The organism is Pseudomonas sp. SH10-3B, assembly GCF_019891415.1.
GTDB lineage: Bacteria > Pseudomonadota > Gammaproteobacteria > Pseudomonadales > Pseudomonadaceae > Aquipseudomonas.
Genome location: NZ_JAFLXD010000015.1, coordinates 38,696 through 63,364, shown reverse-complemented (window position 1 = coordinate 63,364; position 24,669 = coordinate 38,696). Strand labels below are relative to the sequence as shown.

22 protein-coding genes are annotated in these 24,669 nt (G+C 62.0%); 12 read left to right on the top strand and 10 right to left on the bottom strand.

What is annotated here, in order from left to right; translation table 11 throughout:
- Positions 1 to 220: 220 nt before the first annotated feature.
- On the top strand, positions 221 to 1,222 hold the full coding sequence (locus tag J1G35_RS13800) for an Abi family protein (protein ID WP_223015209.1): 1,002 nt from the start codon (positions 221 to 223) through the stop codon (positions 1,220 to 1,222).
- Between the two features lie 72 nt (positions 1,223 to 1,294).
- On the top strand, positions 1,295 to 2,167 hold the full coding sequence (trxA, locus tag J1G35_RS13795; RefSeq protein ID WP_053138255.1) for a thioredoxin: 873 nt from the start codon (positions 1,295 to 1,297) through the stop codon (positions 2,165 to 2,167).
- Here trxA and J1G35_RS13790 read toward each other — a convergent pair.
- The gene (locus tag J1G35_RS13790; RefSeq protein ID WP_053138257.1) at positions 2,164 to 2,511 is read right to left on the bottom strand and encodes a hypothetical protein; all 348 of its coding nucleotides are present in this window, start codon (positions 2,509 to 2,511) and stop codon (positions 2,164 to 2,166) included. The two genes, trxA and J1G35_RS13790, sit on opposite strands and share 4 nt — an antisense overlap.
- Before the next feature lie 131 nt (positions 2,512 to 2,642).
- Here J1G35_RS13790 and J1G35_RS13785 point away from each other — a divergent pair, with 131 nt between their 5' ends.
- From J1G35_RS13785 to J1G35_RS13765, 5 genes are all read left to right on the top strand, one after another.
- Positions 2,643 to 3,242: a DUF2796 domain-containing protein gene (locus J1G35_RS13785; protein ID WP_223015208.1), complete on the top strand. Its 600-nt coding sequence runs from the start codon at positions 2,643 to 2,645 to the stop codon at positions 3,240 to 3,242.
- 6 nt (positions 3,243 to 3,248) lie between these two features.
- On the top strand, positions 3,249 to 3,959 hold the full coding sequence (locus tag J1G35_RS13780) for an ABC transporter ATP-binding protein (RefSeq protein WP_053138261.1): 711 nt from the start codon (positions 3,249 to 3,251) through the stop codon (positions 3,957 to 3,959).
- A 1-nt stretch (position 3,960) separates the two neighbouring features.
- Positions 3,961 to 5,226, top strand: coding sequence for an ABC transporter permease (locus J1G35_RS13775; protein WP_223015207.1), 1,266 nt, complete (start codon positions 3,961 to 3,963; stop codon positions 5,224 to 5,226).
- A gap of 11 nt (positions 5,227 to 5,237) precedes the next feature.
- Positions 5,238 to 5,759, top strand: a complete 522-nt coding sequence (locus J1G35_RS13770) for a DUF3299 domain-containing protein (protein WP_053138264.1) — start codon at positions 5,238 to 5,240, stop codon at positions 5,757 to 5,759.
- Between the two features lie 94 nt (positions 5,760 to 5,853).
- A complete protein-coding gene (locus J1G35_RS13765) occupies positions 5,854 to 6,552 on the top strand; it encodes an OmpW family outer membrane protein (protein WP_053138267.1) in 699 nt (232 codons plus the stop codon).
- Between the two features lie 125 nt (positions 6,553 to 6,677).
- On the opposite strand, the gene J1G35_RS13760 is transcribed toward J1G35_RS13765, so the two are convergent.
- Entirely contained in the window at positions 6,678 to 7,562 is an 885-nt protein-coding gene (locus J1G35_RS13760; protein ID WP_223015206.1) for a sugar nucleotide-binding protein, read from the bottom strand.
- Between the two features lie 166 nt (positions 7,563 to 7,728).
- Between J1G35_RS13760 and J1G35_RS13755 the strand changes: the two genes are divergently transcribed.
- Complete coding sequence (locus tag J1G35_RS13755; RefSeq protein ID WP_223015205.1) at positions 7,729 to 11,976, top strand: DEAD/DEAH box helicase; 4,248 nt, start codon at positions 7,729 to 7,731, stop codon at positions 11,974 to 11,976.
- An 11-nt stretch (positions 11,977 to 11,987) separates the two neighbouring features.
- Here J1G35_RS13755 and J1G35_RS13750 read toward each other — a convergent pair whose 3' ends face one another.
- Positions 11,988 to 14,093, bottom strand: a complete 2,106-nt coding sequence (locus J1G35_RS13750) for a mechanosensitive ion channel domain-containing protein (RefSeq protein WP_223015204.1) — start codon at positions 14,091 to 14,093, stop codon at positions 11,988 to 11,990.
- 188 nt (positions 14,094 to 14,281) lie between these two features.
- Between J1G35_RS13750 and J1G35_RS13745 the strand changes: the two genes are divergently transcribed.
- From J1G35_RS13745 to J1G35_RS13735, 3 genes are read left to right on the top strand one after another with little or no spacing between them, the layout of a single operon-like run.
- Positions 14,282 to 15,061 (top strand): endonuclease/exonuclease/phosphatase family protein, encoded by a 780-nt coding sequence (locus J1G35_RS13745; protein ID WP_053138276.1) that lies wholly within the window; start codon positions 14,282 to 14,284, stop codon positions 15,059 to 15,061.
- Positions 15,058 to 16,320, top strand: a complete 1,263-nt coding sequence (gene clsB, locus J1G35_RS13740; RefSeq protein ID WP_053138278.1) for a cardiolipin synthase ClsB — start codon at positions 15,058 to 15,060, stop codon at positions 16,318 to 16,320. Before J1G35_RS13745 ends, clsB begins: the two co-directional genes overlap by 4 nt.
- The gene (locus tag J1G35_RS13735) at positions 16,310 to 17,266 is read left to right on the top strand and encodes a lysylphosphatidylglycerol synthase domain-containing protein (protein ID WP_223015203.1); all 957 of its coding nucleotides are present in this window, start codon (positions 16,310 to 16,312) and stop codon (positions 17,264 to 17,266) included. The genes clsB and J1G35_RS13735 overlap by 11 nt, the downstream gene beginning before the upstream one ends.
- 5 nt (positions 17,267 to 17,271) lie before the next feature.
- On the opposite strand, the gene J1G35_RS13730 is transcribed toward J1G35_RS13735, so the two are convergent.
- From J1G35_RS13730 to J1G35_RS13720, 3 genes are all read right to left on the bottom strand, one after another.
- Complete coding sequence (locus J1G35_RS13730; protein ID WP_124408307.1) at positions 17,272 to 18,027, bottom strand: alpha/beta fold hydrolase; 756 nt, start codon at positions 18,025 to 18,027, stop codon at positions 17,272 to 17,274.
- Positions 18,017 to 19,126, bottom strand: a complete 1,110-nt coding sequence (locus tag J1G35_RS13725; RefSeq protein WP_053138284.1) for a DUF3182 family protein — start codon at positions 19,124 to 19,126, stop codon at positions 18,017 to 18,019. The genes J1G35_RS13730 and J1G35_RS13725 overlap by 11 nt, the downstream gene beginning before the upstream one ends.
- A gap of 171 nt (positions 19,127 to 19,297) precedes the next feature.
- Positions 19,298 to 20,257 carry a GlxA family transcriptional regulator gene (locus J1G35_RS13720; RefSeq protein WP_053138286.1) on the bottom strand — a complete coding sequence of 320 codons (960 nt, stop codon included), beginning with the start codon at positions 20,255 to 20,257 and terminating at the stop codon, positions 19,298 to 19,300.
- A 96-nt stretch (positions 20,258 to 20,353) separates the two neighbouring features.
- Here J1G35_RS13720 and J1G35_RS13715 point away from each other — a divergent pair, with 96 nt between their 5' ends.
- Positions 20,354 to 20,917: a cysteine hydrolase family protein gene (locus J1G35_RS13715; protein ID WP_223015202.1), complete on the top strand. Its 564-nt coding sequence runs from the start codon at positions 20,354 to 20,356 to the stop codon at positions 20,915 to 20,917.
- A gap of 21 nt (positions 20,918 to 20,938) precedes the next feature.
- On the opposite strand, the gene tam is transcribed toward J1G35_RS13715, so the two are convergent.
- The 4 genes from tam to J1G35_RS13695 all read right to left on the bottom strand — a co-directional run bounded on the left by tam (position 20,939) and on the right by J1G35_RS13695 (position 24,653).
- Positions 20,939 to 21,700: a trans-aconitate 2-methyltransferase gene (gene tam, locus J1G35_RS13710; protein WP_053138292.1), complete on the bottom strand. Its 762-nt coding sequence runs from the start codon at positions 21,698 to 21,700 to the stop codon at positions 20,939 to 20,941.
- Positions 21,701 to 21,790: 90 nt separating this feature from the next.
- Positions 21,791 to 22,615 (bottom strand): hypothetical protein, encoded by an 825-nt coding sequence (locus J1G35_RS13705; RefSeq protein ID WP_223015201.1) that lies wholly within the window; start codon positions 22,613 to 22,615, stop codon positions 21,791 to 21,793.
- Positions 22,616 to 22,733: 118 nt separating this feature from the next.
- Positions 22,734 to 23,249, bottom strand: a complete 516-nt coding sequence (locus J1G35_RS13700) for a single-stranded DNA-binding protein (RefSeq protein ID WP_003232445.1) — start codon at positions 23,247 to 23,249, stop codon at positions 22,734 to 22,736.
- Positions 23,250 to 23,258: 9 nt separating this feature from the next.
- Positions 23,259 to 24,653: an MFS transporter gene (locus J1G35_RS13695; RefSeq protein WP_024077673.1), complete on the bottom strand. Its 1,395-nt coding sequence runs from the start codon at positions 24,651 to 24,653 to the stop codon at positions 23,259 to 23,261.
- Positions 24,654 to 24,669: the final 16 nt, after the last annotated feature.

The following is a 24,669-nucleotide window of genomic DNA, read 5'->3' as shown; positions in this document are numbered from 1 at the left end:
AAAAAGAGTGGCTGTGGAAAATGCCCTCCCTCCGCATGAATCCAGGGCAATCCACCCGCATGTTTTTCCAGACAATTCCGCTCAGTGGCCGCCCCATAAAGGCCTTGCAAAAAGGCACGCAGCTACCTAATCTCTGCGGCAATACACCCGCCATGCCTCTGGTTGCGTCAGTAACCAAGCACAAATTGTGCGGGTTTTTTATGCCCGGTGTTTTTTAGGCATGAAGACATTCAGCAAGCCCGCAATTGACGTTTCAGCTCAGCTGCAGCTGCTCAAGCACCGTGGGTTGAATGTTCAGGACGAGGTTCGCGCCGAGTCTTTTTTACAATCGGTCAGCTTCTTTCGACTCAGCCCCTATATGCGGCCGTTCCAGCAGCCGGAGGATGTCAACCATCGCTTTCGTGACGGCAGTCAGTTTCGTCAGCTAACTCGTCTTTACGACTTTGATCGACGGCTTCGTTTACTCACCATGGATGCCATCGAGAGAGTCGAAATCGCATCGCGCTCCGTCATCAGCAACCACATGGGGCCCGCCCATGGCAGTCACTGGTATATCAACCCATTGATGTTCCACGAAGCGTTCGATCATCAGCGGCTGCTTACGACGCTGTCCACCAAGCAATCCACAGCCATGCGTGACTTCCAGCGGGAATGCGAGCGCATCGATAGATCGCGCGCCGACGACATGAGAAAAAGCCTGCTTAAACGCCAAAGGGCAAAAGAAAGCTACGCCCGCCACTACACCGTTACATACGCCCATCCACCTCTTATGCCAGGCTGGGCCATGTTGGAAGAACTGACGCTGGGTGATTTATCCCATTTATATAAAGGCTTGGCGAAAGACGCGGACAAAAAAGCCATTGCCAAGCGCCTGGGACTTGCGGCGCCCCTGATGCAGTCTTGGCTGCACACCCTGACTACCATTCGCAACATGTGTGCCCATCATTCGCGACTGTGGAACCGGGAGCTAGGCATTCGTCCCGAACTTCCGAAGAGCGCCAACTTCTTATGGCCGGGACATCTCTTTCAGCCAGGGCCGCACACCCGCATTTTTGCAGCGCTCTGCATCCTCAATCACTTTATGCATCAATTGAGCCCCAACAGCCACTGGGACCAACGCCTGCATCAACTGACTTGCGAATTTCCCGAAGTTAGCCTGAAAGCGATGGGCTTCCCTCTCGATTGGTATAAAGACCCTTTTTGGCATGCGTCCAGCACCTGAGCACCATGCGGCTTCCGGTAGCCTTCGCCAGCCCTTATAGTTGCCCCATTCCCGCTTTATTCGAGACGCCCCATGAGTGAGCCCACGCCGTACATCTTCGACGTCACCAGCGCCAACTTCGACCAGGCCGTGATCCAGAATTCCTTCGAAAAACCCGTGCTCGTGGATTTTTGGGCCGAGTGGTGCGCGCCGTGCAAGGCGTTGATGCCGATGCTGGCGCAGATTGCCGAGAGTTATCAGGGCGAGTTGCTGCTCGCCAAGGTCGATTGCGAGGCCGAACAGGACATCGTCGCGCGCTTTGGCATTCAAAGCCTACCGACGGTGGTGCTGTTCAAGGATGGCCAGCCGGTGGATGGATTTGCCGGGGCGCAGCCGGAGTCGGCGGTGCGGGCGATGCTGGAACCGCATGTGAAGATGCCGCCACCGGCTGCGGCCGACCCTCTGGAACAGGCGCAGACGCTATTCGCTGACGGCCGCATCAGCGAAGCCGAGACCGTGCTGGTGGCGCTGCTGGGTGAAGACAACACCAACGCCGCCGCGTTGATTCTGTACGCGCGTTGCCTGGCCGAGCGCGGTGAGTTGGGTGAAGCCCAAACCGTGCTCGATGCGGTGAAGAGCGACACCCACAAAGCCGCCCTCGCCGGGGCCAAGGCGCAGATCACCTTCCTGCGCCAAGCCGCCGACCTGCCAGACGCCGCCGAGCTGAAAAGCCGCCTGGCACAAAACCCGCAGGACGACGAAGCCGCCTATCAACTGGCCATCCAGCAACTGGCGCGCCAGCAATACGACGCGGCGCTGGAAGGCTTGCTCAAGCTGTTTATCCGCAACCGCAGCTACAGCGAAGGCCTGCCGCACAAGACCTTGCTGCAGGTGTTCGAACTGCTGGGCAATGATCACCCGCTGGTGACCGTGTACCGCCGCAAGTTGTTCGCCGCGCTGTACTAATCGCCGATCCAGCTGTACAGCGGCGTATCCCCGCCGCTGGCCACTTTCACCTTGGCGCTGTGGCGCAGGCGCACCAACAGGCGCTTGCCCGCCGCGGCATCCCCCGCCAAACCTTCCAGTCGATCAAGCAGTTCCAGGCCGCTGAGTTGCCCGGCGTTGCGCAACAGGTCCTGGGCGCTCTGCCATAGATCATCATTGTGCTTGACCGGCGCTACGGGCGCGGCGGGCGCGCTTGCCGTGGGCGTTGCCTGCAACTGCGCGCCGAGTCGCGCCCAATCGCCGTCGTCCAGCTCCAGGGTCAAGTCCACCGGCAGGTCGCCGATGGTTCCACGAATTCGCAACATCGTCCTTACTCCTGCATTTTTCTGACGAGCATGCTCCCATGCGGCTTGCGCAACGCCAAGCGGGCGGTCAAACTCTCGGCACTATTGTTATAAGATCACATAACAAAACTTTCATCTCCTGGAGCTTTCCCATGCGCCGTCTGTTGCTTGCTTTGCCGTTTGCCCTGCTGCCACTCGCCATTGCTCACGCCGCCGACGAGCATGACCACGATCACGAACACGGCAGCCTCGGCGCCCACGAACATGGCGTCGGCCGCCTTAACGCGGTACTCGACGGCCAGGCCCTGGAGCTTGAACTGGATAGCCCGGCGATGAACCTGGTGGGCTTCGAACACATCGCCACCACCGCTGCCGACAAAGCCAAGGTCGCCGCCGCACGCAAACAGCTGGAGAACCCACTGACCCTGTTCAGCCTGCCCAAGGCCGCCGGTTGCGTGATCAGCAGCCAGGAGCTCAACAGCCCGCTGTTCGGCGACAAACCGGAAGCCGACCACGATGACGATGATGACCACGACGCCAAAGACGGCGCCCACGAGCATCATCACGATCACAGTGAAATCCACGCCCACTACCAATTCACCTGTGCCACGCCGACCGCGCTGAGCAACCTGGACCTGACCCAGGTGTTCAAGACCTTCCCCGCCACCCAGAAAATTCAGGTACAACTGATCGGCCCGAGCGGCCAGCAAGGCGTTGAAGCGACGGCCACAGCAGCCACCCTGAAGTTCTGAGTCCCCATGACCCACGCATTGATCGAACTGTCTGACCTGGGCTTCAACTGGCCCGGTCACCCACAGTTACTGGACATCCCCGCGTTCCGCCTGGAAGCGGGGGAAACCCTGTTTCTCAAGGGGCCGAGCGGCAGTGGCAAAACCACCTTGCTCGGCCTGCTCGGCGGCGTACAGAAGCCCAGCCGCGGCAGCATCCGCCTGCTCGGCCAGGAGCTGACCGAACTCTCGGCCGGTGCGCGGGACCGCTTTCGCGTTGACCACACCGGCTATATATTCCAGCAGTTCAACCTGCTGCCGTTCCTGTCGGTGCGCGAGAACGTCGAGTTGCCCTGCCACTTTTCCAAGCTGCGCGCGCAACGGGCGATCCAACGCCACGGCAGCGTCGACCAGGCCGCCGCGACCTTGCTGGCGCACCTGGGTTTGAAGGACAAAGACCTGCTGGAGCGCCGTGCCGACTCGTTGTCCATCGGCCAACAGCAACGGGTGGCCGCCGCCCGTGCACTGATCGGCCAACCGGAGCTGGTGATCGCCGACGAGCCCACTTCCGCCTTGGACTACGACGCCCGCGAAGCCTTCATTCAACTGCTGTTCGCCGAATGCCGCGAAGCCGGCGCCAGCCTTTTGTTTGTCAGCCATGACCAGAGCCTGGCGCCGCTGTTCGACCGCAACCTGTCGCTGGCCGAACTCAATCGCGCCGCCACGCCCGCAGAGGTTTGAGATGTATCTGTTTCGTCTAGCCATGGCCAGCCTGGCTAACCGCCGCTTTACCGCGATCCTCACCGCCTTCGCCATCGCCTTGTCGGTGTGCCTGCTGCTGGCGGTGGAACGCGTGCGCGTTGAGGCGCGCAACAGTTTCGCCAGCACCATCAGCGGCACCGACCTGATCGTCGGCGCGCGCTCCGGTTCGGTCAACCTGCTGCTGTACTCGGTGTTCCGCATCGGCAACGCCACCAACAACATTCGCTGGGACAGCTACGAGCACTTCGCCGCCAGCCCCCAGGTGAAATGGGCGATCCCGATTTCCCTCGGCGACTCCCATCGCGGCTACCGGGTAATGGGCACCAACGAGTCGTACTTCGAGCACTACCAGTACGGGCGCAAACAGAACCTGGAACTGGCCAGCGGCCGTGCCTTCGCCACCGACCCGTTCGAAGTGGTGCTCGGCGCCGAAGTCGCCGATGCCCTGCACTACAAGCTTGGCGACAAGCTGGTGCTGGCCCACGGTGTGGCGGTGGTCAGCCTGGTCAAGCACGATGACAAGCCGTTCACCGTGGTCGGTATTCTCAAGCGTACCGGCACGCCGGTGGACCGCACGCTGCATATCAGCCTCGGCGGTATGGAGGCGATCCATATCGACTGGCACAACGGCGTACCGGCCCAGGGCAAAGGCCGCATCAGTGCCGACCAGGCGCGCAACATGGACCTCACCCCCCAGGCCATCACGGCCTTTATGCTCGGCCTGAACAACAAGATTTCCACCTTCTCCCTGCAGCGGGAGATCAACGAATTCCGCGGCGAGCCGATGCTGGCGATCCTGCCCGGCGTGGCGCTGCAAGAGCTGTGGAGCATGATGGGTACCGCCGAAAAAGCCCTGTTCGTGATCTCGCTGTTCGTGGTGCTGACCGGCTTGATCGGCATGCTCACGGCGATTCTCACCAGCCTCAACGAACGCCGCCGCGAAATGGCCATCCTGCGTTCGGTGGGCGCACGGCCGTGGCATATCGCGACGCTGCTGATCTTCGAAGCCTTCGCCCTGGCCCTGTCCGGCGTGATCGCAGGCGTGGGCTTGCTGTACGTGTGCATCGCCGCCTCGCGCGGGTATCTGCAGGCCAATTACGGCCTGGACCTGCCGATGTCGTGGCCCAGCGAATATGAATGGACCCTGCTCGCCGGTATCCTCGCCGCAGCGCTGTTGATGGGCAGCGTGCCCGCCTGGCGCGCCTACCGACAATCCCTGGCCGATGGCCTGTCCATACGTTTATGAGGAAGGCTTCGATGCGTCGCGTTCTGTTTGCGTTATTGCTGCTGGTGGCGGTGCCCGCCTGGGCGGAGGATCAGCCCAAGGACCTGTCCTGGCAGGAGATGATCCCGCCGGACGCGCCGCCGGAAATCCCCAACATGAAACCGCTGCACAACCTGTCGAACATGGCCGATGCCTTGTCCGTCGAAGCGGCGCCAGCGGCCAAGCAGGATCTGCCCAATGCGCCGGTGGTGCAGAGCCTCGATGGCCAGCACATCCGCCTGCCCGGCTATATCGTGCCGCTGGAAGTCAGCGAAGAAGGCCGCACCACCGAGTTCTTGCTGGTGCCGTATTTCGGCGCGTGCATCCACGTACCGCCGCCGCCATCGAACCAGATCGTGCATGTGAAAAGTGAAGTCGGGGTGAAGCTCGACGAGCTCTACCAGCCGTACTGGATCGAGGGCGCGATGCAGGTCAAACCGTCCACCAGTGAACTGGCCGACGCCGGTTACCAGATGGATGCCGAAAAGATTTATATCTACGAACTGCCGGAATAACGCTGATCGCCCTTTCATTGAGCTGAGTCAAAAGACCGGACGGAACGATCTTTACCATTGGACGTACAACTTTTAAACGTCCTCTGGAGCTCCCATGAACAAGTCCCTGCTCGGCGCGTCCCTCTTCGCGCTCGCCCTCGTCGCCCCGGTTGCCCACGCTCACGAAGCGGGCGACATTCTGATTCGTGCCGGTGCAATCACCGTGAACCCGAAGGCAGACAGCAGCACCGTCAAGGTTGACCAGGGCCCACTGGCCGGCGCCAATCTGGGCGGCAAGGCGACCATGAGCAGCGACACCCAACTGGGCTTGAACTTCGCCTACATGCTGACCAGCCACGTCGGTATCGAACTGCTGGCCGCCACACCGTTCGAGCATGACGTAAAAATCAAGGGCACCGCCCTCGGCGCCGCCAACGGCAAGCTCGGTACGCTGAAACACCTGCCGCCGACCCTGAGCGTCGTGTACTACCCACTGGACAACAAATCCCCGTTCCAACCGTACGTAGGCGCCGGTATCAACTACACCTGGATCTACGACGAACACGTCGGCAGCCGCGCCTCCGAAGCCGGTTTCAGCAACTTCAAGGCCGAGAACTCCTGGGGTTGGGCTGCGCAGATCGGCGCGGACTACATGATCAACGACAAGTGGATGATCAACGCCCAGGCCCGCTACATCGACATCAGCACCAAGGCCACCGTGGAAAACAACGCCGTGGCACCTGGCACCCGTGCCAAGGTCAATGTGGACGTGGACCCGATGGTTTACATGGTGGGTATCGGCTACAAGTTCTAAGCAACACTGCATAACCCATGTGGGAGGGGGTTTGCTCCCGATAGCAGCGTGTCAGTCAACAGATTCATTGACTGATACACCGCTATCGGGAGCAAGCCCCCTCCCACATTTGGTTTTGTGTTGTATCAGCTGTGGCGATAGAACCGGTCGAGCAACGCCGGTAACCCTGCCCGCCAAGCCCGGGGCTTGATGCCGAAGGTGTGGAGGATTTTCTTGCAGGCCAGCACCGCATGCTGCGGTTCGTCTGCCGCATCCGGCCGTGCCGCGTGGGCCTGGGCGGTGGGGGCTTCGATGGCCAGCGAGTGGTAGCTGCGCGCCTCGGTCAGGATCGCCTGGCCCAGCGCCAACGGCGTGGTCGCCTCATGCCCGGCGTAGTGGTAAGTGCCCCACAGCGGCGCCGCGCAATCGAGTTGCTTGAGTACCGAGATGATCACCCGTGCGGCGTCGTCCACCGGCGTCGGGTTACCGCGCCGGTCATCCGCCATCAGTAACTCATCCGGTTTTTCGGCCCGCGCCAGAAAGCGCCCGAGGGTGCCGTCGACGCTGTCATCCAGCAGCCAGCCAAAACGCAACAACACGTGTTGCGGGCAAGTGGCGCGCACGCTCTGTTCGATACGCCACAACGCTTGGCCGCGCAGGCCCAGGGGCACCGGCTCATCCTTTTCACTGTAGGCAGTGGCGCGGGAGCCATCGAACACGCGGTAGCTGGACGGTTGCAGCAAGGTAATGTTGTGGTGCTGGCACAGTTCGGCCAGGCGTTCGATGGCGAACTCCTGGGCGGCCAGGCGGGTTTCGCTGACGGCTTCGGCCTGGAACCAGTCGAAGTAGTAGGCGAGGTTGATCAACGCATCGGGACGGGTGTCGTCGAGCAATTGGGTGAGGCTCGCGGCATCCCAGCCGTCTTGGGGCGGTTTGGGTGCGAGGAAACCAATGTCTTCCTCTGCACCGAGGCGAATCAGCGCCTGCCCGAGGGCATTCCCGCCGCCCAGTAACATAAGGCGCATTCGCATAGATTGAGCAGGCCCGGTCTGTTTGGAACGATGGTTATTGTCGGCAGGCGGGTGAGGCATGCCGTAGGGTTATTCCAGAATCCTTGCATTTTGCGGGTTTGTAGCGCAACCGTCACGGATAAAGTGCGGGGTTGCAACTTGTTGGAGTGGACCGCATAACTTAGGCATGAACCTTCCTGAATCAACCGACTCGGTGTTGAACGGCTTCCACCCCGCCGTCAGCACCTGGTTCCGCCACACCTTCCCCTCGGTGACCAGCGCCCAGGCCCAGGCGTGGCCGCTGATCCGCCAGCGCCGCTCGACGCTGATCGCGGCGCCGACCGGCTCCGGCAAGACGCTGACGGCGTTCCTCGCGGTGCTGGATGACTTGGTTCACCAGGGCCTGGCCAACGGCGGGCAACTGCCGGACGAGACACTGGTGGTGTATGTGTCGCCGCTCAAGGCGCTGTCCAACGATATCCAGATCAACCTGCAAACCCCGCTGGCCGGGATCACCGAGCATTTGCAGCGCCTGGGCCTGCCACCGCTGGTGATTCGCACCGCCGTGCGTACCGGCGATACCCCGCAAAAAGACCGCGCCCTGATGCGCAAGCGCCCACCGCATATCCTGGTGACCACGCCGGAATCGCTCTACGTGTTGCTGGGCTCGGACTCCGGCCGGCAGATGCTGGCCAGCACGCGCACGGTGATCGTCGATGAAATCCACGCCATCGCCGCCGGCAAGCGCGGCAGCCACCTGGCCTTGAGCCTGGAGCGCCTGCAAGGCTTGTGTGCCGAGCCGCTGACCCGCATCGGTTTGTCGGCCACGCAAAAACCCATCGAAGCGGTGTCGCGCTTTCTGGTGGGCACCGAGCGGACCTGCGACATCGTCGACATCGGCCATGCCCGCGCTCGCGACCTGGATATCGAAGTGCCCCCGGTGCCGCTGTCGGCGGTGATGGCCAACGATGTCTGGGAGCTGGTCTACGACCGCCTCGCTGCACTGGCCCGTGAGCACCGCACCACGCTGATCTTCGTCAACACCCGGCGCCTGGCCGAACGCCTGGCCCGGCACTTGAGCGAGCGCCTGGGCAAGACCGCCGTCGCCGCCCACCACGGCAGTCTCGCCAAGGAGATGCGCCTGGACGCCGAGCAACGGCTCAAGGCCGGCGAGTTGCAAGTGCTGATCGCCACCGCCTCCCTGGAGCTGGGGATTGATATCGGCGATGTCGACCTGGTGTGCCAGATCGCTTCGCCGGGCTCCATCAACGGCTTTCTGCAGCGGGTCGGCCGCTCCGGGCACCAGGTCGGAGGCACGCCCAAGGGGCGCCTGTTCGCCACGACCCGCGACGACCTGATCGAATGCGCCGCCCTGCTCGATTGTGTACGCCGGGGCGAGTTGGACACCTTGCAGATCCCGGTGGCGCCGCTGGACGTGCTGGCCCAGCAGATCATCGCCGAGGTCAGTGCCCAGGAGTGGCCGGAACAAGCCCTGCTCGACCTGATCCACCGCGCCGCGCCCTACGCCACCCTGGATGAACGCCACTACCAGGCGTTGCTGCAGATGCTCGCCGAGGGCTACAACGGGCGCCAGGGTATCCGCAGCGCGTACCTGCACCGCGACGCCCTGACCCGCACCCTGCGCGGCCGGCGTGGCGCCAAGCTGACCGCCGTGACCAGCGGCGGCACCATCCCCGACAACGCCGACTACAGCGTGTTGCTCGAACCCCAAAGCCTGAACATCGGCAGCGTCAACGAAGATTTCGCGGTGGAAAGTATCGCGGGCGACATCTTCCAGCTCGGTAATACGTCCTACAGGATCTTGCGGGTCGAAGCCGGCAAAGTGCGGGTCGAAGACGCCCATGGCCAGCCGCCGACCATTCCGTTCTGGCTCGGCGAAGCGCCGGGGCGCAGCAATGAGTTATCCGCTGCGGTCGCGCGTTTGCAGGGGCAACTCGACAGCCTGCTCAGCGCCAGCCCCGGCGACCTGCAACCCGCGCAAGACTGGCTCACCGGCACCCTCGGCCTGAACCGCGCCAGCGCCGAACAGGTCCTCGATTACCTGGCCCGCGCGCGCCTGACCCTCGGCGCGTTGCCGTCCCAGGACACGTTGATCATGGAGCGGTTTTTCGACGAGTCCGGCGGTACCCAACTGATCATCCACACGCCGTTCGGCAGCCGCGTCAATCGGGCCTGGGGCCTGGCCTTGCGCAAGCGTTTTTGCCGCACCTTCAACTTTGAGCTGCAAGCGGCGGCCAGTGAAAATGCGATCGTGCTGTCGCTGTCCACCAGCCACAGTTTCGAGCTGGATGAGGTATGGCGTTACCTCAACAGCAACAGTGCTGAACACCTGCTGATCCAGGCGGTGCTGGATGCGCCGCTGTTCGGCGTGCGCTGGCGCTGGAACGCCGGCGTGGCCCTGGCGCTGCCGCGCTTTACCGCCGGGCGCAAAGTGGCGCCGCAGATCCAGCGCATGAAGAGCGAAGACCTGATCGCCAGTGTGTTCCCCGACCAGATCGCCTGCCTGGAAAACCTCGCCGGCGAACGCGAAGTGCCCGAGCACCCGCTGGTGGAGCAAACCCTCGACGATTGCCTGCACGAAGCCATGGACAGCGACGCCTGGCTTGTCTTGCTGCGGCGCATGGAGCGCGGCGAAGTGCGCTTGATCAGCCGCGACCTGCCGGCGCCCTCGCCCATGGCCGCCGAAATCCTCAGCGCGCGCCCCTACACCTTTCTCGACGATGCACCGCTGGAAGAACGCCGCACCCAGGCCGTGCTCAACCGCCGTTGGAGCGATCCGCAGAGCACCGACGACCTCGGCGCACTGGATGCGGACGCCATCGCCGGCGTGTGCGAAGAGGCCTGGCCGGCGCCCCATGGCGTGGATGAAATGCATGAGGCGCTGATGAGCCTGGCGTGCATCGCCAGCCACGAAGTCACGGCGCAATGGGCCGAGTGGCTGAACGCCTTGGCCAAGGCTGGCCGCGCCTTTCAATTGCCCAATGGCCTGTGGGTAGCGGTGGAACGCCTGGGGTGTTTGCAGGCGATCTATCCCCACAATTTGCCACTGCTCCCCGGCTTCGATGAGCCCTGGACCTTTGATGACGCACTCGTCGAGGTGCTGCGCGCGCGCCTCGGTGGCTTCGGCCCGCAGCACCTGATCGAGATTGCTGCGCCGCTGGCCTTACCGGTGACCGACGTCACCCAGGCGCTGGCCCGCCTGGAGCAGGAAGGCTACGTGCTGCGCGGTCGCTTCAGCCCCGGCGCACTCGAGGAACAATGGTGCGAACGGCATCTTCTCGCGCGCATTCATCGCTACACGGTCAAACGCCTGCGCCGGGAAATCGAGCCGGTGGCGCTGCAGGATTTCATGCGTTTCCTGTTTGATTGGCAGCACCTGTCCGACAGCACGCGCGGCCAGGGCAGCGCGATGTTGCCGCAGATTGTCGGGCAGTTCGAAGGGTATGCCGCCGCCACGTCGGCCTGGGACAGTGACCTGCTCAGTGCACGGATCAAGGATTACTCATCAACCTGGCTCGACGACCTGTGCCGCAGCGGCAAGCTGGTGTGGACGCGCTTGAGCACTAAGGCCAGCGCCATTGCCCTGCGCAGCACGCCGGTGGTGCTGTTACCGCGCGCCCAGGTGGCGCTGTGGAGCGGACTGACCGAACCCACCGACAGCACGACCCTGTCGCCCAAGGCGCAGAAGGTCCACCTGGCCCTGCGTGAACACGGCGCGCTGTTTTTCGATGAGCTCGTGCACGAGGCCCATCTGCTGCGCAGCGAACTGGAAACCGCCTTGCAGGAGCTGGTCGGCGCCGGCCTGGTGAATGCCGACAGCTTTGCCGGGCTGCGCGCGCTGACCACCCCGGCCAGCAAGCGCCAGGCGCGCAGCAGTCGGCGCGGGCGTGGGGCGTTTATCGGCGGCATGGACGATGCCGGGCGCTGGGCGCTGATTCGCCGCCCATCGACCGCCGCCGGCCCGCACTCGGCCGAAACCCTGGAACATGTGGCGATGACCTTGCTGCGCCGTTATGGCGTGGTGTTCTGGCGCTTGCTGGAGCGCGAGGCGGATTGGTTGCCGAGTTGGCGCGAATTGCTGCGCACATTCCATCGGCTGGAGGCACGGGGTGAGATTCGCGGTGGACGGTTTGTCAGCGGGTTGGCGGGTGAGCAGTTTGCGTTGCCGGAGGCGATCCCGTTGCTGCGCGAAGTGCGGCGTCGGCCCCATGACGGGAGTTTGATTGCCGTGTGTGGGGCTGACCCGCTGAACCTGGTGGGCACACTGTTGCCGGGCAGCAAGGTGCCGGCGGTGAGTGGGAATCGGGTGGTGTATCGGGATGGGTTGCCGGCGGCGGTGAGGGTCGCCGGCAAGCAGCAGGTGTTGCTTGATGTTGATCAGCAGGCGGTGCAGGAGAAGCTGATCAGGCATTGAAGTTGAAGGCCTCATTGAGGCCTGGGCTGCTCCGTCAACACCACCGACGCTGGCATCTCTTCATCCGGCTCATCCACCTGGGCGTTACGCTTTGGCAGCAAAACCTGCTGTGGATAAGTCTGCGCGAAGTGCACCTCATCACAGTTATCCACAAGCTTTTTCAAACGCTGGTTAAACGCACGGCTGACCGCATATTGCCCACCGGACACCGTACGGAACTGCGCCGTGAGCACCACGCCATTAAGGTCCATCTTGTCGACGCCAAACACCTCCAGCGGCCCTTGCAGGTTGTACTTGAGGAACACATCGTCGCGAATCGACTGCCCGGCCTCGCGGATCAGCTCCACGGCCTTGTCCACATCGGTGTCGTAGGTGAACTGCACCGAGAAGAACGCATAGGCAAATTGCCGCGACTGGTTGGTGACCGCCTTGATCTGCCCGAACGGCACCGAATGCACAAAGCCCTTGCCGTCGCGCAGGCGCAGAGTGCGGATGGTCAGGCCTTCGACGGTGCCGGCGTGGCCGGAATCGAGCACCACCCAGTCGCCGATGGACAGCGTGTCTTCGATGATGATGAACAGGCCGGTGATCACGTCCTGCACCAGTTGCTGGGAACCGAAACCAATCGCCAGGCCAACCACACCGGCCCCCGCCAGCAGCGGCGCAACGTTGATGCCCAGGTTGGCCATGGTGGTGATTGCGCAGATCACCACCAGGATGATTTTGATCGCATTGCGCAGCAGCGGCAGGATGGTTTTCACCCGGGTGCTGGGCTGGCGGCTGGAGCGTTTGTTCACCGGCGGTTTCAGCGCTTCCTGGATCGCCGTGTCGAGTACCACCCAGAACAACCAGGTCATCAGCAGGATCAGGCCGATGCTGCTGAGGGAGTCGCTGATCGCGCGGCCCACTGAGTTGCGCTGGGCAAATTCGAACAGCGATATGCCCCATATGCGCCCGAGGATTTCGATAAAGGCAATCGCCATGACGATGCGCAAGATCGCATGCAACAGGCTGAGAAAGCGTTCCTTGTAGGCACTGCTGCGCTGGATCGCCACCTGGCTGCGGGACCTGAACAGGTGTTGCAGCACCGTGCTCAGGAATACCGTGCCAATCAACAGAATGGTGGTGAACAGCGCGCAGCGCAGGGCCTTCTGGTTGTCGTCGCCGGCGCCGATCAGGTTGATCGCCGAGACCAGCACCATCAACAGGATCGGCCAATACCACAGCCCGGAAAACACCCGCAGCGATTGCTGTAATGCCGGGTGTTTAAGGCGCTGGGCCAGTGGTCGATTGCGGATCAGGTGGGCCACGGGACGGCGCAGGCGCACCACCAGCACGCCAAAGATGACCGCCGCGAACAGGCCGGTAAATACGGCGATGCTGCTGGTGATATTACCGCCGAGCTGACGCGCGATTTGCGGACTGGTGAGGGCGTCGCTGAGGGCGGCGAGGAAGCCGATCAGGAACAGCGGCTTGGGGCAGTAGTCACGAATGATCTGCACCGCCGGTCGCTTGTGGCCGACATTGAACATGACGATGACGCACAGCAGCATGGAGGTGGAAAAGATCCCGCTGCTGGTGGCGTAGGCAAAACACAGCGCCAGCGCACGACCTATCGAGGAGGGTAAAAAGTGGCTGACGTAGAGCGTCAACGGCAGGCAGATCAGCGCCGGGATCGTGTAGGGAACCACGTAACCCAGCACGCCTTGCAGGCGCCTGCGCCGTTCGACGAAAGGGCGACGACTCAGGCGCCGCACGATAAAACGTCCCAGCAGCGTCAACAGCGCAAAGGCACCGGCCCACACCCCGGACAGCAGCAGGAAATCGCCGGCTACGCTCCACGGCGAACGCTCCGATGTCTGGTCAACCAGCCGGCCGACCTCATCCGCCGCGCGGTCCGCGCGCAGGCGCCAGGCGTCAACGAGATTCTGATTGAGGTCGAGCTTGTTCTGCACATCATCGATGCTGGAACTGATGGCACCGAGCAGTCCGCCCTCCACCAGCAGTTCCGGCTTGGCCGGCGCTTCCGGTTCCGGCGCGGTGGCCGCGGCTTGCAGTGCGCCGCTGCCGCAAAACAGCAGCGCGCCGAGCAGTAATGCAGTCTTTAGATTCAGCAAAACACCGGGCTCCTTCAGAAGGGTCTGTAAGGAACTGACGGGTTTGCGCCTGGATCGTTCCCCTGCTTGATTGCCGGGCACTGATCCAAATGGGTTTATGCCGCCCGTAGGACGATGGAAACTTTCGGCCAAAAATCGCAGTCAGCCATAAACGGGGGTCAGGCCCCCACCCTTTCACAGGAGCAATCATGGCTGCGATCCCCGACTGGGTGCCCATCACCCCTAGCGTCGCCATCACTCGCTTCACGGTGCTGACGGTCAATATCCACAAGGGCTTCACCGCCTTGAACCGACGCTTCATCCTGCCCGAGCTGCGCGAAGCGGTGCGCAGTGTGGGCGCTGATATGGTGTTTCTGCAGGAAATCCACGGCACCCACGAGCGCCATCCCCAGCGCTACAGCGACTGGCCGAACATGCCGCAGTACGAGTTCCTCGCCGACAGCATCTGGCCGCAGTTTGCCTACGGGCGCAACGCGGTCTACCCCCATGGCGACCATGGCAATGCGTTGCTGTCGAAATTCCAGATTGTGAGTTACGACAACCTCGACATCTCCCAAAGCGGCCATGAAAACCGTGGCCTGCTGCATTGTGTGCTGCGTCTGCCGGGGACCGGGCAGGAAGTGCATGCGATCTGTATCCACCTGGGTTTGCGTGAAGTGCATCGCCAGCAGCAATTGCGCTTGTTGGAGCAGCGTATCAGCGAGATCCCGGCGGATGCGCCGTTGGTAGTTGCCGGCGATTTCAATGACTGGCGCCAGCGCGCCGACCTGAGCCAAAGCGGCCTTACGGAAGTGTTCGTGCACGCCCTCGGCAAACCGGCGCGGACCTTCCCTGCCCGCCTGCCGCTGCTGCCGCTGGACCGCATTTATGTGCGCAACTTGAAGATTCATAACCCCCGGGTGCTGACCTCCCGCCCCTGGTCCCATCTGTCAGACCACGTACCGCTGTCGGTGGAGATTGAGCTATGAACATTGCCGTCGAGCACATTGCTACCGATCAACCGCCGGATGAAGCCAAGGCCCGCGACCTCGATTACGGCTGGCAGCCTGACAATCAGGTCGAGTTGCTGGAGAACGGCGAGGCGTACTTTCCCAAAGTGTTCGAGGCCTTGCGTGGGGCGCAGCGGGAGATCCTGCTGGAGACCTTTATCCTCTTCGAAGACAAGGTCGGCCACGAGCTGCAACGCATCTTGATCGAAGCGGCGCAGCGTGGGGTCAAGGTGGTGGTCAGCCTGGATGGTTTTGGCTGCGGCGAGCTGAGCCCCGCTTTTCTCGGAGAGTTGGCCGAGGCCGGAGTGGCCGTACAGATGTTTGACCCGGCGTCCAAGACCCTGGGTATTCGGACCAACTGGTTCCGCCGCCTGCACCGCAAGATCGTGGTGGTGGACGCCGCCGTGGCGTTTATCGGCGGGATCAATTTTTCTGCCGATCACCTGGGGGACTTTGGCCCCGAGGCCAAGCAGGATTACGCGGTGCAGGTGACTGGCCCGGCGGTGGCCGACCTGCATCATTTCGCCCTCGCACAAAGCGGCCGCCAGGTGCGCACGCGACGCGGGTGGCGGCGCCGCCAGCAAAGGCCTTCGGCTTGGTCGTCCGATAAAGGCGACGGCTGGGTGCGCCTGATTTACCGCGACAATCTGCAACACCGCGACGACATTGAAGAGGCGTATATCCATGCCTTGAGCAAAGCCCAACAACGCGCGGTGATTGCCAACGCCTACTTCTTCCCCGGTTACCGCCTGCTGCGCGAAATTCGCAACGCCGCACGCCGAGGGGTGCACGTGCAATTGATCATGCAGGGCCAGCCCGACGTACTGCTGGCCAAGCTGGCCGCGCGCATGCTCTACGACTACCTGCTCAAGGACGGCGTGGTGATTCATGAGTATTGCCAGCGCCCGCTGCACGGCAAGGTCGCGCTGGTGGATGACGAGTGGAGCACGGTGGGTTCGAGCAACCTCGACCCGCTGAGCCTGTCGCTGAACCTGGAAGCCAACGTACTGATTCGTGACCGCGCGTTCAATCAGCAGCTATACGAACGCCTGGACGTACTCGCCAAGGAGCATTGCCAGACCATGCCGGAAAACCGCAAGCCACGCCTGTGGCTATGGCGATTGACCGTCGGATTCCTGGTGTTCCATGTGATGCGCCACTTCCCCGCGCTGACGGGCTGGTTGCCGGCGCACAAGCCACGCTTGAAACCCTTCGAGAGTCAGGCCCATGACGTCTGAAAACAACGGATCACGCTTCAAGCGCTGGAAAAAACCGCTGACCATCGCCTTCTTCCTCGCGCTGATCGTGCTGTTCACCCTGCTGGCTCGGCGCATTGATTGGAGCGAAGTGGTTGAGACCCTGGGCGACTTCAAGCTGCGCACCTTGTTTATCGCCAGCACGCTGACCTTGTGCAGCTTTCTCGTCTACGCCAGCTTCGATCTGATCGGCCGCACCTACATCCGCCAGCCGCTGGGCTGGAAGCAGATCCTGCCGGTCGGGATCATCAGCTACGCGTTCAACCTTAACCTCAGCGCCTGGGTCGGCGGGATCGCCATGCGTTACCGCCTGTATTCGCGGCTGGGGGTGAGCACCAGCAATATCGCCAAGATTCTCGGCCTGAGCCTGGCCACCAATTGGTTTGGCTATATGGCATTGGCCGGGGTGGTGTTCAGCAGCGGGCTGGTGACGATGCCACCGGGTTGGAAGCTCAGCAGCGGCGCACTGCAAGGGGTCGGCGTGTTGCTGATACTGGCCAGCCTGGGTTACCTGGCGGCGTGTCAGTTTTCGAAAAAACGCGCGTGGTCGATTCGCGGGATCGAGATCAACCTGCCGTCGCTGCGCATGGCGTGCTTGCAACTGGCGCTGGGCGCGCTGAACTGGTCGCTGATGGCGGCGGTGATTTTTACCCTGCTGCCCGCCAAGTTGGACTATCCGCTGGTACTCGGCGTATTGCTGATCAGCGCAATTGCCGGGGTGGTCACTCATATCCCGGCTGGCCTTGGCGTACTCGAGGCGGTGTTTATTGCACTGCTGCAGCACGAGGCGTCACGGGGCAGTTTGCTGGCGGGACTGATTGCCTACCGGGCGATCTATTTTATTTGCCCGCTGCTTATCGCGCTGGTGATGTACCTGGGGGTCGAGGCCAAGGCGAAGGCGTTGCGGGTGAAGAAGACACCCGCTTGATCGCGTTATTGGGATTGGATGATGCTCAACCGCTCGCCCACCACCATCTCGGTGATCCAGTCCACCAGGATCGACGTGTAGGCCTGCTGGGACACCGGATCGCTGAGGGAATGGTCGGCACCGTCGATGATGCGGTGCGTCAGCGAATGGGTCTGCTGGCACGCCGCGCGGTAACTCATGATGGTGGCATGGGGCACATGGTCGTCGGTTTCGGATTCGACGATCAGCACATCACCGGTAAATTGCGCGCAGGCATGCAGCGCGCGGTTGGTTTCGGCATGCACCAGCGTGCTGCGGTAATCCATCAAGTCGGCCTTATCGAGGTCACGCTTGGGCTTGAGCCATTCCTGATCGCGGTACAGCGCCGGCACGCGCAGCGCCAGCCAGCGCACCGGGCGCAAAGAGGTGAGAATCGCCGCCAGGTAACCGCCGTAGCTGGTGCCCACCACCGCCACCGCCGAGGTGTCGATGGCCGGGTGCGAGAGCAGTCGGTCGTAGGCCGCCAGCAGATCGCGCAGGTTGTCTTCACGGGTGACGCGGGACAGCGGGATACCCGTGCCCGCGTGGCCACGCAGATCGAACGTCAGGCACACGCATCCCAGGCCGGCGATACCTTTGGCGCGCTCCAGGTCACGCTCCTGGCTACCGCCCCAGCCGTGCACGAATAACACCCCTGGCACCTTCGATTTGGGGCTGAGGAACGTGCCGCTCATCTGTTCGTCATCGATGTCGATCGCAATGCTTTCGCTTCTAGCCGTCATAAGATTTAACCGTCACGTACTTGAGAAGAAAGTCGCTGTTTTCGGCGGGGCCTCGGTACACCTCGATAGCGTCCGCCGGCAGCGCCTGGTCCACGTAGGTTTCTACCGAAGACACATGAATGGCCTTGAGGCCGGGATGGTTGATAAAACTTTGCAGCGCCGCGACTTCCGCGCTGCTGGCGCCCCCCATGCGCCAGGACTGTTCGAGTACGCCACTGCAACGCTGGCCGTGACTGTCCAGGCCCTGGGCGATGTCGTAGTTGCGCCGGGAAGCGTAGAAACCAGGGTAAGCCTCATCGGCGGCCGCATCGAAGACCTGGGCCTGTTCGATGGCTTGGCGCACGCCGTCGGGCAGGTCGAGCGTGAGCAAGTCTTCGTAGCCGCCCGGCACCACCAGCAGGTTGGAGCCGCCATAGACCTCTTCGCCCTGCCCGTCCTGGGTCAGGTATTGCTCGCCGCAGTAACTGAACACGTGATCACCGATAAAACTCTGGCCCACACTATGGGTGACCACATCGTGAAGGTCTTGTTCCAGCACCACGCCCTCGCTGAACATCTGGGCCGCTTCCGGACGCGCCAGCACGGCCTCGAATGCATCAAGGCTGTGGATAACTTCCTGGCCGCGCCCAGCGCAGGCATGCACGGGTTTCAGGCGAATCGGCCCGCTGTAAAGCAGGCGTTCGGCGGCAGGTCGTGCATCCGCCAAGGCAAATACGCTGAGCCCCGCTAGAACAACATCGCGTACACGCTCGCAGAATAACGGCGACCAGCCCTCGGGGGCTTTCGCTTCGGGGCTTAGCAGCCCATGGCTGATGGCCTTGGTGCAGATAAAGTCGTGATCGACGTAACCGCCCCACAGGTCCGCCGGGCCGTTGACGTGAAGTTCGCGGGCCTGGGCAGGGCCTACCAGCGTTTGTGTGGGTAGCAGGTAGAGGTCACGGTCGGCATGCTTTTGTGGGTCGTAACTGCCGCCGAATTTGAGCCCCAGGATCTGCGCCAGCCAACGGGCCAAGGCGCGGTTGGTTTCGACTTCATGCTGGGGCGCGCCCTCTCGCGTGGAGTGAGCGACGATCCATTTTTTGCGTTGAATCGGGGTCATGCGTCCCCCTTGGCCATCCCGCCATGTGTGTGAGGGGAAGGCTGCAGGTATCACGCCAAGGTTGTTTCCAAGAGGATGCTTTTAAAATCAAGCCGTTGCCGAAAAGGCGATGGCAGTTGGCCTGCCTGATTCTGCACGACGCCGCCTTGAACGCACGGCGTTCTGCACGATTCACACGCCAAAACGGCTGCGGTAGTCGCTGGGGGCCAGCCCGGTGATTTTCTTGAAAATGGCGCGAAAGGCGCTGGGGTCTTGGTAGCCCACGGTCCAGGCGATATGGTCGATGGTGGCGTTGGTGAATTCCAGCATCTGCCGCGCCTTGCCCACGCGCAGGTGCTGGCAGTATTCGGTGGGCTTCAGGCCGGTCGCACTACGGAAACGTCGCAGGAAGGTGCGCTCCTCCAACCCCGCCTCCAGCGCCATGGCGGCGACAGACACGTCCACTGCGCCGCGGGCTTGCAATCCATGCTGGACCTTGAGGATGGCCGCGTCGCCATGGCTGAGGATCGGCGCAAAGTTACTGCCGCATTGGCTGGCGCTGTCGCTGTGTTCGATGACCAGGAAACGCGCGGTGTCAGCGGCGATGCTCGGCCCCATCAGGCGGTCGACCAGGCGTAGGCCCAACTCGGACCAGGCCATCAGCCCGGCGGTGGTAATCAGGTCGCCGTCATCGACGATGGGCTTATCCGCTTCCAGGCGCACGGCAGGGTAACGTGCGGCAAAGGACTTGGCGGAAGACCAATGGGTAGTGGCGCTACGTCCATCCAACAACCCACTGCGCGCCAGCATGATCGAGCCGATGCACACGCCGCCGAGTACGGTGCCGGCCGCGTGTTGCTGGCGAATCCACGCCAACAATGCAGGGGGCGCCTGCTCTTCGCTGAACTCGCCAATCGACGGTGGCACCAGCACGGCCATCATCGGTTGATCAGGGCCGGGATGGCTGTCGAAGCCCCGGACCGGTTGGCCACTGGCGTCCACTTGCCAATGGCTGACGCGCAACAACGGCAACTGCGCAGACTGATGCTCGGCGGCGATCCGGTTGGCCACGCCGAACAGGTCGGTCAAGCCGTGCACGGCGGCCAGTTGCGCGCCCTGATAGATCAGCACGCCCAGTTCAACAACGGCCATTGTCAGTTTTCCCCCTGTTATTGTCGGTGCAGCCAATGCCCTGCGTCGGCGCCAGCTAAGATACTGGCCCCATCAACCCATCACGAGGCAATACCCATGGCCAAGCAAGCGCTCATCCTAATCGATATCCAGAACGACTACTTCCCTCAAGGCAAGTGGCCGCTCGATGGCGTGGAGGCCGCTGCGGACAAGGCGGCGCAGGTGCTCCAGGCCTTTCGCCAGAACGGTGATGCAGTGATTCACGTGCGCCATGAATTCACGTCCGAGGATGCGCCGTTCTTCACACCTGGCTCCGAGGGCGCTTACTTGCACCCCAAGGTGCTGAACGAGGACAGCGAACCGGTGGTGCTTAAACATTTCGTGAATGCGTTTCGCGAAACCCATCTGCGCGCCTTGCTGGAGCAGCGCAGCATCACCGAACTGGTGGTGGTCGGCAGCATGAGCCATATGTGCATCGATGCGGTGGTGCGGGCCGCAGCGGACCTGGGCTACAAGGTCACGGTGATTCATGACGCATGTGCCACCCGCGATCTGGAGTTCAACGGGCAGGTAATTCCAGCGGCGCAGGTGCATGGCGCGTATATGGCGTCGTTGGCGTTTGGCTACGCGGGTGTGGTGTCGGCGGATGAGTATTTGAAGGCGCAAGCAGCAGCGGCGTAACCGCTGCTTACTTGGATGCCGTTAGCGGGTCGCGATGATAAACAGGCGCGGGAATGGCAGTAATACGGTGCCATCTGCCAGAGCTGGGTAAGCCTGGGTAATCCGCGCCTGGTATTCCTGTAGGAAGGCGGCTTTCTCACTATCGGTCAGTGGCGCGAGAAATGGCCGCAAGCCCGAGCCCTTGAACCATTCCACCACAGCCCCATGATCCGCCAACGGGTGCTGGTAGGTGGTTCGCCATATATCCACGGTGCTGCAGTGTTTGCTCAGCAACTCGTAGTAGTAGCTCACCGAGTGGCGCTCATTGTGTTGAAACGTACTGATCTTTGCCGCCCATGGGCCATCTGCCGCCACTTCACGCGCCAGCCGGTGGGCAGGTTCATTGAGGTTGTCCGGGGTTTGTACGGCGAGCGTGCCGCCAGGCGCCAGCTGGTCGACCAGATGCGGATACAGCGTGGCGTGGTTCGGCAGCCATTGCAGCGAGGCGTTGGCGAGGATCACGTCGAATGTCTGCGGCGGATTCCAGGCACCGATGTCCGCCAGCTCAAAGTTAAGCGCGGGCAGGCGCTTGCGGGCGTCGACCAGCATATCGTCGGAACTGTCCACCCCCGTCACATGCGCCTGGGGGAAACGCTCGGCCAGTACTTCGGTGGAGTTGCCAGGGCCGCAACCCAGGTCGACCGCTGTGCGCACATCGGTATTCGGGATGGCCGCGACCAGGTCACGGACCGGACGAGTGCGTTGTTGTTCAAACATCGTGTATTGCTTGGCAGACCAGGTCATCGCGGCTCTCCTAGTTCTTCGGAAGTGGGTGATAGCCTAAATCGTGTGACCCGCAAGGACAAATGCCAGGGCCGGCGATCTTCCATGCCGTCATTTCATCCGTTTCAGAAAACTCATGTACGGATCGCCATTCAGGATGAAGTCCTCGCGCATCCGGCCGTCAAGCATGGGCTCAAGACTCGTGGGGATGAGTAATTTGTGCTTGGGGAGACGAAACGCCTCTTCATGATCCGAGTAGGTATACAGCTGGAAATGCAGTGCATTGCCGACCCAATGGACGTCGTTGTAAAGGTAATGCCAGTTTTTGTCCCGGGGTGTAGTCAGGTAAAAACCGCCGTTCACATCTCGTGCAATTTCATACATCACGAAATTGCTGGAACTCCACTTACCGACGTAGCGGTCCATATCCGGATGGGCGGGAATGGTTGGGTCGGCGATGAAATCACTGGCCTTGTAGGGCGTCATCCGCGCCTGTTCAGCCTTCAACTGAGGGTAGCGGTCGCACACGGCGTCGACCTTATCGACTTTTTCCAAGTCGTACCTGATCTCCATGCCGTCCGTTCGGGAGGTGAACTGCATAGCCTGGGGCGAGAAGGTCAATACCTTCAGCTCGATGGTTTTTGTCGGCAATATCATGTTGATCACCTGGCCATCGTCGGACACCGAATACGCGACCACATTCGTCGGCGCCCGGGTTGATTTCACGCAATCGAACGCGTGCATCAACAATTGGCCATCGGGCTTGAACTCAGCCACCGTCGTTTGACCTTCGTTCAATGCCTGCATAGCCCAGATACCGACAATCAAGCGTTTGTCGCTGGCGAGCGTCGCGGAAGTGTTTGAGTCAGCGTGTAGCGAGGTGCAGCCGGACGCGAAAACAAGTGCCAGTAGGCTGCGGAACAGTTTGTTCGACACGGTGTTCTTCCATGATTGTGTTGATCAGCGGTTCTGCGTGCGAACCTTTAAAAAAGCCCCGAGAGCGGGGCTCACGGGGCTTTTCGGGAAAGCTTTACGGATTGCTCCGAGCGGTATCCTAGAACGGAATATCGTCATCAAAGCTGTCGAAATCCGGAGCCGGTTGCGGAGCGGCCTGTTGCGGTGCTGGACGCGACTCACGCTGTGGCTGCTGGCTTGGCTGCGGGCGCGACTGCTGTGGACGCGGTGCCGAGTTGGACATGCCACCCTGGCCCTGTTGGTCGCCCTGTGGACGGCCGCCCAGCAGTTGCATGGTGCCTTGCATGTCGACCACGATTTCAGTGGTGTAACGCTTGATGCCGTCTTTTTCCCACTCGCGGGTTTGCAGTTTGCCTTCGATGTAGACCTGCGAACCTTTGCGCAGGTACTCACCGGCGATCTCTGCGACCTTGCCGAACATCGACACACGGTGCCATTCGGTTTTCTCGACCTTCTGGCCGGTTTGCTTGTCAGTCCACTGTTCGCTGGTCGCCAGACTCAGGTTGGTCACGGCGTTACCGTTAGGCAAGTAGCGAACTTCGGGATCCTGGCCGCATGTACCGACCAATATGACTTTGTTAACCCCACGGGCCATAACGTTCTCCTATGCTGGGCGCGCTGTCGGCACTGGGTTGACCAGTTGCTCGAGCGTCGCGCGATCCAATAATTCGGTGTCCAATTTGATGTAAATGGCCGCCTCTTCAGCGACCACGACTGCATCTGTTACCCCTACGACTGCCTTCAGGCGCTCTACCAGACCGCTTTCACGGATCGCCTCAGGCGATAGCGGCAAACGCAGGCTTGTGACGTAGGGAGGTTCGCGCATGGTAACAGCAAAGGCCAACCAAAGTGCAGCCAGCCCGGCGCATCCGAGGAACACAACCGACAAACCGCCATGCTGGAACATCCAGCCGCCCATGATGCCGCCCAGCGCCGAGCCAAGGAACTGGCTGGTGGAATACACCCCCATCGCCGTGCCTTTGCCGCCGGCCGGTGAAACTTTACTGATCAGCGAAGGCAATGATGCCTCCAGCAGGTTGAACGCGGTGAAGAACACCACCGTGCCGATAACCAGCGCCCGTAGGCTGTCGCCGAACTGCCAGAAGAATAGTTCAGTGAGCATCAATGTCGCGACGGCACCGAGTAAAACTCGTTTCATTTTGCGTTTCTTCTCGCCATAGATGATGAACGGGATCATGGCAAAGAAAGAGATCAGCAAGGCTGTTAGGTAGACCCACCAGTGCTGCTCCTTGGGCAACCCGGCTTTTTGCACCAGGGCCAGGGGCAAGGCGACGAAGCTGCACATCAGCATTGCGTGTAATACGAAGATACCTAAGTCCAGGCGCAACAGGTCCGGGTGCTTGAGCGTCGGCAATAGCGCCTTGCGTGCGACGCCCGACTCACGGTGCTGCAAGGTGCCGGTGGAGCGCGGCACCATAAAGGCCACGATCACGATCCCGAACAATGCCATGCCGCCGGTGGCAAGAAACAAGCCGTGCAAGCCAAAGGCGCGCGTTAGCAACGGGCCCACGACCATGGCCACGGCAAACGACAGGCCGATGGTCATGCCGATCATGGCCATGGCCTTGGTGCGGTGTTGCTCACGGGTCAGATCGGAGAGCAGCGCCATGACGGCAGCGGATATCGCCCCGGCGCCTTGCAGGATGCGTCCGGCGATCACGCCCCAGATCGAATCGGATTGTGCCGCGAGCACGCTGCCGAGGGCGAAGACGATCAGGCCCAGGTAAATCACTGGACGACGGCCAATACGGTCGGAAATGATCCCGAATGGAATCTGAAAAATCGCCTGGGTCAGGCCATAGGCGCCAATTGCCAGGCCGATCAATGCGGGGGTCGCGCCTGCCAGATCCATTCCATAGGTCGCCAGTACCGGCAACACCATGAACATGCCAAGCATACGGAACGCGAACACCAGGGCCAGACCGCTTGCTGCTCGGGTCTCGCCGCTACTCATGCGTTCGCTGTGGGGATCGTGCATGGAAAAACCTCGTGTG

Bases quoted from the DNA above. Each gene is read 5' to 3' on its own strand.
- J1G35_RS13800 (WP_223015209.1), top strand. From the start codon at position 221: ATGAAGACATTCAGCAAGCCCGCAATTGACGTTTCAGCTCAGCTGCAG.
- trxA (WP_053138255.1), top strand. From the start codon at position 1,295: ATGAGTGAGCCCACGCCGTACATCTTCGACGTCACCAGCGCCAACTTC.
- J1G35_RS13790 (WP_053138257.1), bottom strand. From the start codon at position 2,511: ATGTTGCGAATTCGTGGAACCATCGGCGACCTGCCGGTGGACTTGACC.
- J1G35_RS13785 (WP_223015208.1), top strand. From the start codon at position 2,643: ATGCGCCGTCTGTTGCTTGCTTTGCCGTTTGCCCTGCTGCCACTCGCC.
- J1G35_RS13780 (WP_053138261.1), top strand. From the start codon at position 3,249: ATGACCCACGCATTGATCGAACTGTCTGACCTGGGCTTCAACTGGCCC.
- J1G35_RS13775 (WP_223015207.1), top strand. From the start codon at position 3,961: ATGTATCTGTTTCGTCTAGCCATGGCCAGCCTGGCTAACCGCCGCTTT.
- J1G35_RS13770 (WP_053138264.1), top strand. From the start codon at position 5,238: ATGCGTCGCGTTCTGTTTGCGTTATTGCTGCTGGTGGCGGTGCCCGCC.
- J1G35_RS13765 (WP_053138267.1), top strand. From the start codon at position 5,854: ATGAACAAGTCCCTGCTCGGCGCGTCCCTCTTCGCGCTCGCCCTCGTC.
- J1G35_RS13760 (WP_223015206.1), bottom strand. From the start codon at position 7,562: ATGCGAATGCGCCTTATGTTACTGGGCGGCGGGAATGCCCTCGGGCAG.
- J1G35_RS13755 (WP_223015205.1), top strand. From the start codon at position 7,729: ATGAACCTTCCTGAATCAACCGACTCGGTGTTGAACGGCTTCCACCCC.
- J1G35_RS13745 (WP_053138276.1), top strand. From the start codon at position 14,282: ATGGCTGCGATCCCCGACTGGGTGCCCATCACCCCTAGCGTCGCCATC.
- clsB (WP_053138278.1), top strand. From the start codon at position 15,058: ATGAACATTGCCGTCGAGCACATTGCTACCGATCAACCGCCGGATGAA.
- J1G35_RS13735 (WP_223015203.1), top strand. From the start codon at position 16,310: ATGACGTCTGAAAACAACGGATCACGCTTCAAGCGCTGGAAAAAACCG.
- J1G35_RS13730 (WP_124408307.1), bottom strand. From the start codon at position 18,027: ATGACGGCTAGAAGCGAAAGCATTGCGATCGACATCGATGACGAACAG.
- J1G35_RS13725 (WP_053138284.1), bottom strand. From the start codon at position 19,126: ATGACCCCGATTCAACGCAAAAAATGGATCGTCGCTCACTCCACGCGA.
- J1G35_RS13720 (WP_053138286.1), bottom strand. From the start codon at position 20,257: ATGGCCGTTGTTGAACTGGGCGTGCTGATCTATCAGGGCGCGCAACTG.
- J1G35_RS13715 (WP_223015202.1), top strand. From the start codon at position 20,354: ATGGCCAAGCAAGCGCTCATCCTAATCGATATCCAGAACGACTACTTC.
- tam (WP_053138292.1), bottom strand. From the start codon at position 21,700: ATGACCTGGTCTGCCAAGCAATACACGATGTTTGAACAACAACGCACT.
- J1G35_RS13700 (WP_003232445.1), bottom strand. From the start codon at position 23,249: ATGGCCCGTGGGGTTAACAAAGTCATATTGGTCGGTACATGCGGCCAG.
- J1G35_RS13695 (WP_024077673.1), bottom strand. From the start codon at position 24,653: ATGCACGATCCCCACAGCGAACGCATGAGTAGCGGCGAGACCCGAGCA.